The sequence below is a fragment of the Pseudoalteromonas sp. ABE4_541 genome, from assembly GCF_056312285.1.
Genome location: NZ_JBSVEM010000031.1, coordinates 24,250 through 36,510, shown reverse-complemented (window position 1 = coordinate 36,510; position 12,261 = coordinate 24,250). Strand labels below are relative to the sequence as shown.

The following is a 12,261-nucleotide window of genomic DNA, read 5'->3' as shown; positions in this document are numbered from 1 at the left end:
TTGGACCCACCTGACCCCATGCCGAACTCAGAAGTGAAACGAAACAGCGTCGATGATAGTGTGGCAGTTGCCATGTGAAAGTAGAACATCGTCAGGCACCTAATAAATAAAGCCCGATTCGAAAGAGTCGGGCTTTTTTCGTTGTGGCGAACTATGCTGCTAGTTATACCAATTCTTATATAACACTTAATCATTTTGAGGGATTAAACCTGATGATAGCTGCGTTAAAAATTTCTCATTTAGAAAAAATAAATAACGAAATTTTTGCCTTGCCTACATGGATGTAGGTACCTTAGCGATAGCAGGGCACGGTAGCGGTGCTACCGACAAGGGGTGCTGGCCTCAAAATATACTACTTAGTTAAATGGATTGGGGTTACTCCAATCTTCAAGGTGCAGATATTTTTACAATTGGAATTCGATACATGACAGAGCTTATACATTGGTTTGATTTGCTTGGTGTAATGGTGTTTGCTATTTCAGGTACACTTATAGCGCACAGTAAACATATGGATGGTTTTGGTGTTATTGTACTTGCAACGGCGACAGGGATAGGTGGCGGTACATTGCGAGATATTATCCTAGATGTTCCTGTATTTTGGTTGCATGATGCGAGTTACTTTATGGCAATTTTCAGTGCCATATTTATTTGTATTTTGCTGTTAAACAAGCAAAAGTCGATCCCTCGTCAATTCCTTCATATTGCGGATGCGTTTGGGCTTGCATTTTTTGCGGTTATGGGTGTTCAAAAAGCCATTAATATTGGTATGCCAGATACAACAGCAATCATAATGGGCGTTTTAACTGGTTGTTTTGGTGGGGTGATCCGAGACGTATTGGCCGGAGAAATTCCACTTTTACTTAAAGGGCAATTGTATGCCATTACCTGTATTTTTGGTGGTATTGTTTATACTCAAATGTTGCATTGGCCGTTTTCTATTGAGCTTGCGATGATGTGTGCAATGAGCGCCACATTGATTCTACGATTATTAGCGATGCGGTTTAATTTGGTTTTACATGTATTCAAATACCCTGTGTAAATTAACGATAGAGAGACAAGGATATGTCGCTTGCAAAAATATATACCCGAGCCCAAGTTGGGATAGTTGCACCTCAAGTTACAGTGGAAGTACACTTAAGTAATGGCTTACCCGCTTTTCATATTGTAGGTTTGCCCGAAGCTTCAGTTAAAGAAGCAAAAGAGCGAGTACGCTCTGCTGTCACCAATTCTAACTTTTTATTTCCTGAGCAACGTATTACTGTCAATTTGGCTCCTGCCGATTTACCCAAAGAAGGTGGACGTTTTGACTTGGCCATTGCTGTAGGGATTTTAGCCGCATCAGGACAGATAGAAAGCTCGAATTTAGAGCACTTCGAATTTTTCGGGGAGTTGGCTCTAAGTGGGGAAGTGCACCCAGTTCATGCCATCTTGCCTGCCGTATTGGCTGCTCAATCAGCTAATCGATGTGTTTACTTACCGCAAAAGAATGATCAGATCGCGAGCTTGGCATCTGGTGCTCAAAGAAAGGCTATTACCTCATTGACCGAGCTTTGGTTAGATATACACGGCCAGCATTCATTACCAGTAAGTGTTAGTCATCCACGAGCATTAGGTAACTCGATTCATCCACTTGATATGAGCGAGGTGAAAGGGCAAGCAGGCGGCAAAAGGGTATTAGAAATTGCTGCAGCAGGTGGTCATAACTTATTGTTTGTTGGGCCACCGGGTACGGGAAAGTCGATGCTCGCTCAGCGGATGCCAGGCATTATGCCAACCATGCAAGATTCTGAAGCACTAGAAACTGCTTCAGTTTACTCGCTTATTAGTCAGGATATTGATTTGCAAAATTGGCGTCAGCGTCCTTTTAGAAGCCCGCATCATACTTGCTCTGCAGTTGCCTTAGTGGGCGGCTCTTCCAAGCCACGTCCCGGTGAAATTTCCCTCTCTCACAATGGCGTGTTATTTTTGGATGAGCTACCAGAGTATGAGAGAAAAGTGCTTGATTCCTTAAGAGAGCCAATGGAAACAGGTGTTGTTACTATTTCTAGAGCGGCGATACAGGTAGATTTTCCTGCTCGATTTCAATTAATTGCAGCACTCAACCCGAGTCCAACGGGCCATCATGATGATAAGCGCGCAACGCCAGATCAGGTGTTACGGTATTTATCAAGAATTTCAGGGCCATTTATAGATCGAATTGATTTACAGGTTGAATTGCCAAGGTTAAGTACCGAAGAACTTCAAAGCGAAAGTGAAGAGGAGAGTACAGCGTTAATTAAAGCGCGTGTTGAGCAAGCTCATAATCTAGCTATCAAGCGCCAAGGAAAGAGTAATGCGCGCTTGAGTAACCAAGAGTTGATGCAGTATTGTGCATTAGGTTTAGCCCAAAAACAGTTTCTTGCCAGCGCCGTCGATAAGTTGAAGTTGTCACCGCGTAGCTATCATCGAGTGATTAAGGTGGCGCGTACTATTTCTGATTTAAATCAAGAGCCTGAAATTACGCTGGCTTCTATCAAGGAAGCCTTAAGCTATCGGGCATTTGAGCGGCTACTCAATCAACTAACCAAATACTAAGTGGAAAGCATGTAGCCTTTACCACGCACGGTGACGATACGCTTTTGGTCTTTTTCGTCACCCAGCTTTTTGCGTAAACGACCCACTAAAACGTCGACAGTTCTGTCATTGGGGCTCCAATCGGGTTGACCGATGTCTTCAGATATTTTCTCTCGCGACGTAGCTTTTCCTGCATTAGAGATAAGACAAATAAGTACTTTATGTTCAGCTTCAGTCAACCTAGACTCTTCACCTGCGGGGTTAATTAAAGTTCGGTTGTCGGGGTGTAGTTTGAAATCCGCATATTCGATGAACTCTTCAGATTCATCGTCATCAGCACTTTGTGAAATACGCTTGTACAAGGCGCGCATTCGTAATTCTAATTCAAGCAAATCAACAGGTTTACAAACATAGTCGTCGGCGCCTTGGGCTAGCCCTGCGATTCGGTCGGCCTGAGAGTCTCGGCTTGAAAGCATAATCACGCCAATATCTGTTAGTGTATTAAGCTCTTTGGCGAGCTCTAAGCCATCCGTTGCAGGTAGTACTATATCCACAATAGCGATAGAAATCGACGAGTCAGTATTGGTTGCTTGCTGTACATAGTTGAGTGCTTCAGCTCCAGTATTGTCTACCTTTATCACAAATTCAGTATCTGCAAAGTGGCTTAAAATACGCTTGGCTAAAAGTTCATCATCTTCTACCAGTAATACGTGAATACTCATAATATCGTTATCTATTCAATAATTACGTATATATTAGCACTGTAAAATCACAGGTGAGAAGCTTAAGGTGATATTTTTGCAATAAAATGCGTTAAAAACATGCAATTGAAAGGTGTTATTTATAGATTGTTAGGCTGGGATGGTCAGATAAGTAGAATAAGTATGCGGTATTTCTTGGTTTCATGAATAAATATAAATTAAAGGAGTAGATCTATATCTACTCCTTTAATGAAGCATTTACTTATTATAAATGGAATTCCACCATTGTGGTTGTTCTTTCAGGTGCATGTCAAAGTAAGCCAATATGGTATTCCACCAATGGAAGCGGCGGTCTCGCGCAAATATTTGGTGGTCGGCATTTTTATACTCGATTAATTCTACATCCTTATCTAAAAGCTTCAGAGCCGTGTACATATTGTGACTCTCACCAACAGGTACATTGGTATCAGCGTCTCCATGAAGTAAAAGTAGCGGGGTAGTCACTTTATCTGCATGGAACACTGGGCTGTGTTGAGAGTAAAGCGTTGGATTATTCCATGGGAAGCTATTTTTTGAAGCTTCGCCAGAATAACTATAGCCCCACCAACCCTGTCCCCAGTATGAGGTGATGTTTGAGATCCCCGCATGGGAGATAGATGCACTAAACATGTCAGTTTTGGTCGCAAGTAACATAGTCATGAAACCACCATAAGACGCACCTAAATTACCCAAGCGGTTTTTATCAACAAACGGATAAGCTTGTATGAAAGCGCTTGTGCCATCAATAATATCCTGGGCGGTGTATTCGCCCCAAGCGTTCACATGTTTTGCAGAAAACGCTTGACCAAAGCCTGTTGCACCTGTTGGTTGTAATACATAAACAACATAGCCGTTTGCAGCCCATAAATTGAATGGATAACGGCCAGTAAATGCACGAGAAACTGGTGATGTACCGCCATAGTAATAAATTAACGCAGGATGCTTCTTGGTCTTATCTAAGCCATGTGGAATATACACTCGACCTTTTATTTCAACGCCTTCTTTATTTTTAAAGTTGAACTCTTCGAGTGTTGCTATGTTCGTATTTGTATAAGCTTTATCTTTTGAATCCCAAATAGTTTCAGCGCGATTATTTTTAAGAGATACGCGCTTTAGTTGCTGAGGTGCTGAGGCTTGAGTGCCAGCCAATAAAACTTGGGTACTGCGATTACTAGTTACTTGATATGTATCTACTACATCAAGACCTGTTTTGATTCGCTTGAACTGTGATTTACTTTCATCAAATAAAAACAGTGGCTGTCTGTCTTCATCTTTTGCTTTGAGTAATACATCACCGTTATTTAATACATGAATAGAGGTAATTGCCGGGTCAAAAGTTTTGCTCAAGGCTTTTGGGCTCAGACCTTGTTCGTCTAGTAGATACAGCTGGCCATCGTAGTTATTTGCTAGCGTGTCATTTGGCAGAGTTCTGCCCACTCCGCCTAAAAAGTCGGGACCAGCTACTACGTAAATGCCTTTTTTACTATATTTTGCGAGATTAAAAGTACGGTAACGACCAAGCACTGCTTGTTCGCCATTAGTAATATTAAACTCCACGAGTTCAGTTAAGGAATGAGGTGGTGCTTTGTAATCTTGTAGACTGCGGCTTAATAGTAAGGTACCTCGCTTTACATCATGATCTTCGAGATAATGACTTAAAGTACCTTCAGTGATCCCATTAATAAGACCTGACTGAGTATCTAAAAAGTAAAGTTGGCTACTGTTCCTTCCATAAGACCAGCGGTCTTCAAGTCCTTGATAGTGTTTAACTAGATCTTGAGTTTTGCCACTCTGAGACCAAGAAAATACCAGCGTATTTTCGTCAAAATATTCAAATCCACTCGCACCTTCTAATGGGCTTGTTATTTGTTGTGTGCTTAGATCATTTAGATTTAGCAAGGTCACTTTGCCATCTTGGCTATAAGCAACTTGTTTGGAATCAGGGCGCCAAGCTATCGTATTTGCTGAGGTATTTGTAAATTGATAGAGTATTTTGTCATTTTTGTCTTTCAGGAGCGTTTGTGTTTGCGCCTTATTGGCGGTGTCATCTGCATATCGGCGCTTACTAATAACGTAGTACTGGCCGTCTGGAGATTGTGATATAGCACTTATTGTGGGTGCATCAAACAATTGCTTTGCCGAAAGTGCACGCTGCTTATTCTGGTGTACATCAATGATGTCATGTTCTGCGTTTGGCATGTAGTCAACGCTTACTTCATGCCAATTATTAACCTGCTCAGCGACCACGACTACTTGATGGTCGCCAGTAACCGCTTCTATATCAAAACTGCTTTTACCGCTTAATAATATGCCATCTAAAAATACATGGGCTTTTTCAATGCCTTTTAGAGACAGTTTACCTTGCACGAATCGTGTCGTTGTAAAGTTGAATTTGAGTGCTTGTAAGCCTGGCATTGTTAGAGCATTGACGTTTTCCAAGTTCTGCCAATCTAGTTTTTTGCCAAATACCTGCACAGAATCTGTTTGTTTTTGTAAACTGGGTAATAAAGATTGTATGATTTGGGCCTGATAAGCCGTATTATTTGGCTTTATATTTGTATGTGTTTTTATTGGTCCAATGAATTGTATTTGCCTTTTGTCCAATGGTGCTGCATTAAGTTGCAGAGCGATGGATGAAATGAGTAAAGTAACCGCAGTGCGTAAAATCATGTTTGCGCCTATTGTAGGTAATAAATTTGACCCAATATAGCATATATCAAGGCCAGAACTGCAAACTTGCGGTCAGTGCCATCTAATACTAAATGAGGAGTTTCGGTTGTTTTTATTGATGACTTACATGGCATTGGCCATCGGTATTTCATTTCTTTGTTCAGTTATGGAAGCTGTGTTGCTCAGCATTACGCCGAGCTATATTGCCGTGCTCAAAAAAGACAAACCTAAGCTGGCGCAAAGAGTACAACAATTAAAAGATAATATTGATAAGCCTTTGGCTGCTATTTTGACCTTGAATACCGTCGCCCATACGGCTGGTGCTGCAGGGGTCGGGGCACAAGCAGCAGTAGTCTTCTCTGATGCTGCGGTCGGTATTGCCTCCGCAGTGATGACCTTATTGGTATTAGTACTCTCTGAAATTATTCCTAAAACACTTGGTGCGACCTACTGGCGTGCTTTGACTCCTGTTGTCAGTAGCTCACTAATGTGGCTTGTACGCGTGCTTAAACCATTTGTGTGGATGTCAGACATGTTAACGCGCTTAATTGGCACAAAAGAGAGTGAAGCTCACTATATTCGTCAAGAAATCGAGGCGATGGCTGAAATAGGCTCTGAAGCAGGAGCGTTGCACCAAGAAGAGTCTGAAACAATACGCAGCTTGTTGCAGTTTAGGCATGCCAAGCTTGAGCATGTTATGACACCAAGAACGGTTTTATTTAAGATCCATAAAGATATGACAGTTAATGAATATCTATCTGAACATGGTTCAGTCTCTTTTTCTCGTATACTGGTGTTTGACAAAAACAGTGATGACATCATTGGCTTTGTTCACAAGAACGATATTATGCTTGCTTATCATAGGCTTGGTGAAGATTATAAAATCGGTAAGTTGGTTAAACCACTTTATACGGTACCTGAAACACTTAACGCAGCAAACTTGTTTCAAACCTTGTTAGAAAAGCGCGTACATATAGCGCTAGTTATTGATGAATATGGCGATATACAAGGCATTGTGACTTTGGAAGATATGCTTGAGTCGCTTATGGGGATGGACATCATTGATGAGCGAGATCAGTCTACCAATATGCAGCAAGCGGCAAAGCGCAAATGGCGCGAACGTGTGGATGCGCACAGCCATTTAATAGAAACTGATACAGAAGAAGATCGTTAGATATTCGAGTTCATCATTCTAAGCCAAGAGTGGATCCAGCGAACAAACTCCGCCTTGGCTTTGGGTCGGCTTATTAAAAAGCCCTGCATCAATAAATTATGTTTGTATCTGTCTAGATACTGGAGCTCTTCAATCCGCTCGATACCTTCTGCTACTATGCCAATTTGCTCGTTTTGAGCGATATCAATAAGGCTATCAACGATGACTTGTGAAAACCTATCGGAATCAATATGGGTAATAAGAGAGCGGTCTATTTTTATTTCAGTGAAAGGGAGGGTTTTAAGCTGGTGTATATTGGTAAAGCCAGTGCCAAAATCGTCTAATGAGATTGAAAATCCTCTCATACGTAAGCGGTTTAGCGTTTCTAGCTGTACGCTACTATTTAGCGGAATATGCTCGGTAATCTCTAAAATTACATCCTCAGGCTTGAGTCTGCTCAGTTCAAGAATAAGCGACAACTTGTCAGGGCAATTAAGATCGTCTAATTGCACCGGTGATAGGTTAAAAGCAAGCGTCACGTTGTGGGGGAGCTCTGTTCGTATTTCTCTAAATTCTTCTGTTGCTTTTTCAAACAACTGAAAAGTAATTAAATTGATGAGATCTAGATCTTCGGCAAGCGTGATGAATTGTTCTGGCATAATGGTATGTGTTTTTTGCTCAGTAACGATCCTTGCCAATACTTCGATGCTTTCAATAGATTTCGTGGCACGATTAACCTTTGGTTGATAAAAGGGCGTTATTTCTCTATGACTGATCGCATGTAACAACTCTGACTGTGTGATTGGCTCACACTTACGTTTTTCAGGAGCGATAAACGTTTCTAATTTCTTCAGAAGCCTATCAACTTCCTTAAGTTGGATTGGTTTAGTTATATTACCTATCAGGTGCGCGCTTGATTGGCGAGCAAGATTAGATGCAAGGTCGATAATTTTAGGGTCCATATCAGAGATGATAACAACCCCGCCGGGGTATCTAATTTCGCCAAGCTGACGAATAAACTCCATCCCATCAATATCCGGCATATTTAAATCGGTAAAAATAGCATCAAAGCTTCTTGGTGCTTGTACGATCTTTGCGAGGGCTTGAGCAGCGCTAGAACATGCGGTCACGTTTGTGATCCCAAGCTCGGTAAGCATCGCTTTCATAACCATCAAAATGGCTTGGGAGTCGTCTACGACCATGACTTGTCTGCTAGGCGTATTCATATCCAAATCCTTAGGTTGCGTACTCGCATCCACTTAAGTTTAGTATAGCTTGTATGAAATGCGACCAAAATTGCTTTGAAATGCATGTTTGTCATGCGTGCCTTTAATTGGGATAATGTTAAAAACAACAATCTTCTACGATTTATGACACGAGTTGAATTTACCATTGGCGAGCATCGCTTCTCGGCATTTTTTAATAAAGCACAGCTACTGCAGGTTTTTTATCAACAACAAGCGCTAGCGATTGAACCTATATCGAAAGATGTGGTTGCGTGCACCTATGAGCATGGGGTATTACAGTTTGATACTACTCAATTAGAGGCACAGCAATTGGGTATATGCACCGATGGGGTATCGTGGCAATGGTTGGAATTACCAGCAGCTCAAGTGGAAAATAAAAGAAGTATTTTTGGGCTTGCGGCACTGGGATTTAAGATTTTTAAAAGTGCAAAAGTGGTGAAAGCAGCACTCGCGGGCGCGTCAGTGGCAGGTTACGCTTGGTTATTTTCATGGCAATTTGCGCTTATGTTGATTGCTTGTTTAGTTGTTCATGAGTATGGCCATGTTCGCGCAATGCAGTACTTTAAAATAAAAACCAAAGGTATTTACTTGATCCCATTTGTTGGAGGGCTTGCGGTCAGTGACGATAAGATCACCACCCGTTGGCAAGATGTGGTGATCTCTTTGATGGGTCCCGCGTTTGGCCTGATAACTTCCGTTTTAGGTGTGGTGTTGTATTATGCCACCGAGATGGAAATTTTTGCGGGTGTGGCTGTGCTCAGTGCGCTGTTGAATCTGTTTGGCCTATTACCTATTTTGCCATTAGATGGTGGCCATGTTCTAAAAAGTATCAGCTTTTCAATGCGCTCTTGGGTTGGGCTGCTTGTGTGTATGGGTGGTGTCGCTTTAGGGCTATGGATCAGCTACGTATTTGGCTTGGTGTTATTGGTGTTCTTTTTATTTATTGGTAGTCTAGAAATTTTATTCGAATGGCGAGCGCGCCACGTATCTCATTTGTTACCGTTAGATAGATATGGGCAGATATTTTCAGCTGTGATGTATGTCTTAGTTGTTGCTGGGCATGTGGCAGTGATGATGCATTTTGCAGACTCAGAAAGCGCTATGCTGAGCCTGCCAATGAAAGTCTTATCGAGTTAATTTCTATACTTTGGAAGCAGCTATGCCCAAGTCAGCATAGCTGCAATGATTGCACCCGTCACCAACAACTGCAGTAAGCAAAAACCCATAATATCGCGCGCTTTTAAACCTGCTATCGCAAGTACAGGTAGTGCCCAGAATGGCTGGATCAGGTTGGTCCACGCATCCCCCCAAGCAACCGCCATAGCAACACGTGCCATATCGGCATCAAGCATTTGCGCAGCAGGTATAACTATTGGGGCTTGTACAGCCCACTGACCACCACCAGAAGGAACAAAAATATTTACAAGACCGGCGCTGATAAAACTCCAAAATGGTAAACTTTCTGCACTGCTAATGGATACGAATGCCGACGAAATTTGTTGCGCCAAGCCAGAATCAACCATCACAGCCATAATACCGGCATAAAAAGGAAATTGGATGACAATACCCGCACCGCCGGAAATAGCATTTTGTAAACTTGTCAGCAATCTTACTGGTGTTTGATGAAGCAATATAGCGAGAAACAAAAATAGCCCAATGACACTATTGAGATTTAACTTCCCATCTGCAATTACAAAGTAATAACTAAGATAACTGCAGCCAAGCAGGCCCACTGTAATACCAAGCAATTTACTTTGCTCTAAGCGTTGAGCGGGGGTCAGCTTAGAGTGATGCAGGGTAGGGGAGTCGCTTTGTTCGTGTAAACGTGTTTTATCAACAATGACTTGTTGATCTTTGGGTGGTAAAAGCAAACTGTTTAGAATCGGCAAAATGAACAGTAGCGTTATTAAAATTAGCAAGTTAAAGTTTGAAAATAATGTGCTATCGGTGCCGACAACACCGATAGCCTCTTGAGCAAAGTGCCCTTCACTCGCAATGGTTAATGGTACTGAGCCCGACAAGCCGCCGTGCCATACGATAAACCCTGAGTAGGCACTAGCCACAAGCACGCGATAGTCTACTTCTACGTGTTTAGCCAATGCCTTTGCAAATAGCGCTCCGACTACGAGGCCAAATCCCCAATTAAGCCAGCTGGCCATCATCGCCACCATAGTGACCAGAACAATGGCATGGAAAGGCTTTTTGGCGTTTTGCGCTAATTTATTAAGGGCCAGCACACAAATGGGTGTGCTAGCAAGCATATATCCTGATACTAAGATGAGTAACATTTGCATGGCAAACTTAAGTAGGTTCCAAAAGCCTTGGCCCCATGCTTCTACTGCCTGTACGGGCGTAAATGGCGTTATGGTGCTGGCTAAGGTGAGTACAATGAGGGTAAGTATTAATACAAATACATAGGGGTCTGGCAAGTAGCGTTCCACTATGCTACTTACTGGACGCGTGATCCGATATAGCATAAATCATCCTGTCATTATTTTTTGCTCAATCATAGCTAACATTTAAACCAAAAGTTAGTCTTTTAGACTAAATTGAACATGCTCAGGTTATAAAGCTATTATTTTAATTTATTGATATATTAGTGTTTATTGTTTTTGGCATGGTAAGTGTATTAGTTAATTCAGAACTGATTTGAAATAGAAATAAGAGAGGATGTTATGGCAGGACAAGGTTCAGGCGGTAATGTGATAGCGGCAATATGTAATTTATTTTTCCCAGGTTTAGGTCAGCTGGTTCAAGGCCGCGTTGGTGCAGCAATACTTTTCGCATTATTTTGGGTAATTGCTGGAGCAACGACTTGGATTTTAATTGGTTGGGTACTCTTACCTATCGTTTATATCTGGTCAATTATTGATGCCGCTAGATATGTTGATTACTCAAGGTATGAGCGCCGTTAACCAAGCTGCGAGCGTAAATGCACTTAAGATTGTAGACAGTGCAACGCTACTGGCCACTATTGCTTGTTGTCGATTTAGTTGTCGAGCAACAAGGTAAGCATTGACGCCAAGTGGTGAGGCACTCATTAAAGTGATGACAGCAATTTGATCGTGGGGTAGGTTCAAGCCCCACTTAGCTAACGTGAACACACAAAGTGGTAATGCAATCAGTTTAATAAGGCTAACACACAGTGCGGTGCGCCATGCCTGTTTAATAGCGTAGTTAGTTAAACTGGCACCCAGGACAAATAGCGCGCTATAAATGACGGGATACGCTAATGCACTGGTTGCAAAAATAATGGTACTGGGAAGGGGTAACCGAATGAGGTTACATATAAGGCCAAGACTAATACTCACTACAATCGGATTGAGCAACAGCGGTTTTAAAGCGCTTATCCAATGCAATTTTTTGCTCATTGCAAATAAAAACGTTAAGGAAAACAATAGGGCACTATGAAAAGTGATGATCATAAAAACCATCGCACCGTGATTTGTACCTAAGCTGGCTATAATTATCGGTAGGCCCACAACAACCGTGTTGGAATAGGTGGACGCAAGAGAAAGCAATGCGGCGTCATCTATATTGACTTTAAATATACGCATTGCAATAGCAAGACAGGCGATGTACACAGCGATAACCGGAATATAAAAACTAGCCAGCAACTCAGTCGATAGTACTTGATCTAAATTCGCCTTATACATTCCCGTGAATAAGAAAATGGGAATGGCGATATTGAAAACAAGCCTTCTTAACGTGTTTAACCAAGAATCGTTAATGATGCTCTGTTTCATCGAAACAAAGCCAGCACATACACAAAGCACCAAGGGGAGTAAAATCGTCAACGTGCTCATGGTATTTGCTCTGAATGAAAATGCTGTTCATTATCCTAGTTTGCATGGTATGTCTCAAGTAAGAAAGCGTATAATGTGACACAAAGAATCAA

10 protein-coding genes and 1 rRNA gene are annotated in these 12,261 nt (G+C 41.9%); 6 read left to right on the top strand and 5 right to left on the bottom strand.

Annotation, left to right across the window (positions count from 1 at the left end; all coding sequences use genetic code 11):
- The 3 genes from rrf to ACW689_RS20560 all read left to right on the top strand — a co-directional run.
- Positions 1–97, top strand: a 5S ribosomal RNA gene (rrf, locus tag ACW689_RS20570); the annotation flags it as partial.
- Positions 98–424: 327 nt separating this feature from the next.
- A complete protein-coding gene (locus ACW689_RS20565; protein WP_476294192.1) occupies positions 425–1,039 on the top strand; it encodes a trimeric intracellular cation channel family protein in 615 nt (204 codons plus the stop codon).
- A gap of 23 nt (positions 1,040–1,062) precedes the next feature.
- Positions 1,063–2,574 carry a YifB family Mg chelatase-like AAA ATPase gene (locus ACW689_RS20560; protein WP_476294191.1) on the top strand — a complete coding sequence of 504 codons (1,512 nt, stop codon included), beginning with the start codon at positions 1,063–1,065 and terminating at the stop codon, positions 2,572–2,574.
- Here the strand turns inward: ACW689_RS20560 and ACW689_RS20555 are convergent.
- Together ACW689_RS20555 and ACW689_RS20550 are read right to left on the bottom strand one after the other, a co-directional pair.
- On the bottom strand, positions 2,571–3,275 hold the full coding sequence (locus tag ACW689_RS20555) for a response regulator transcription factor (RefSeq protein ID WP_476294189.1): 705 nt from the start codon (positions 3,273–3,275) through the stop codon (positions 2,571–2,573). The genes ACW689_RS20560 and ACW689_RS20555 overlap by 4 nt on opposite strands.
- Before the next feature lie 237 nt (positions 3,276–3,512).
- Positions 3,513–5,963, bottom strand: a complete 2,451-nt coding sequence (locus ACW689_RS20550; RefSeq protein WP_476294188.1) for an alpha/beta hydrolase family protein — start codon at positions 5,961–5,963, stop codon at positions 3,513–3,515.
- Between the two features lie 106 nt (positions 5,964–6,069).
- Here ACW689_RS20550 and ACW689_RS20545 point away from each other — a divergent pair, with 106 nt between their 5' ends.
- Positions 6,070–7,137: a hemolysin family protein gene (locus tag ACW689_RS20545; protein ID WP_476294186.1), complete on the top strand. Its 1,068-nt coding sequence runs from the start codon at positions 6,070–6,072 to the stop codon at positions 7,135–7,137.
- Here the strand turns inward: ACW689_RS20545 and ACW689_RS20540 are convergent.
- On the bottom strand, positions 7,134–8,342 hold the full coding sequence (locus ACW689_RS20540; RefSeq protein WP_476294185.1) for an EAL domain-containing response regulator: 1,209 nt from the start codon (positions 8,340–8,342) through the stop codon (positions 7,134–7,136). The genes ACW689_RS20545 and ACW689_RS20540 overlap by 4 nt on opposite strands.
- A 93-nt stretch (positions 8,343–8,435) precedes the next feature.
- On the opposite strand from ACW689_RS20540, the gene ACW689_RS20535 reads away from it, so the two are divergent.
- A complete protein-coding gene (locus ACW689_RS20535) occupies positions 8,436–9,500 on the top strand; it encodes a site-2 protease family protein (RefSeq protein WP_476294184.1) in 1,065 nt (354 codons plus the stop codon).
- Between the two features lie 20 nt (positions 9,501–9,520).
- Here the strand turns inward: ACW689_RS20535 and ACW689_RS20530 are convergent, their stop codons facing one another.
- Positions 9,521–10,840 (bottom strand): short-chain fatty acid transporter, encoded by a 1,320-nt coding sequence (locus ACW689_RS20530; protein ID WP_476294182.1) that lies wholly within the window; start codon positions 10,838–10,840, stop codon positions 9,521–9,523.
- Between the two features lie 198 nt (positions 10,841–11,038).
- Between ACW689_RS20530 and ACW689_RS20525 the strand changes: the two genes are divergently transcribed.
- Positions 11,039–11,278: a hypothetical protein gene (locus ACW689_RS20525; protein WP_476294181.1), complete on the top strand. Its 240-nt coding sequence runs from the start codon at positions 11,039–11,041 to the stop codon at positions 11,276–11,278.
- On the opposite strand, the gene ACW689_RS20520 is transcribed toward ACW689_RS20525, so the two are convergent.
- A complete protein-coding gene (locus ACW689_RS20520; protein ID WP_476294179.1) occupies positions 11,258–12,169 on the bottom strand; it encodes an AEC family transporter in 912 nt (303 codons plus the stop codon). The genes ACW689_RS20525 and ACW689_RS20520 overlap by 21 nt on opposite strands.
- Between the last annotated feature and the right edge of the window lie 92 nt (positions 12,170–12,261).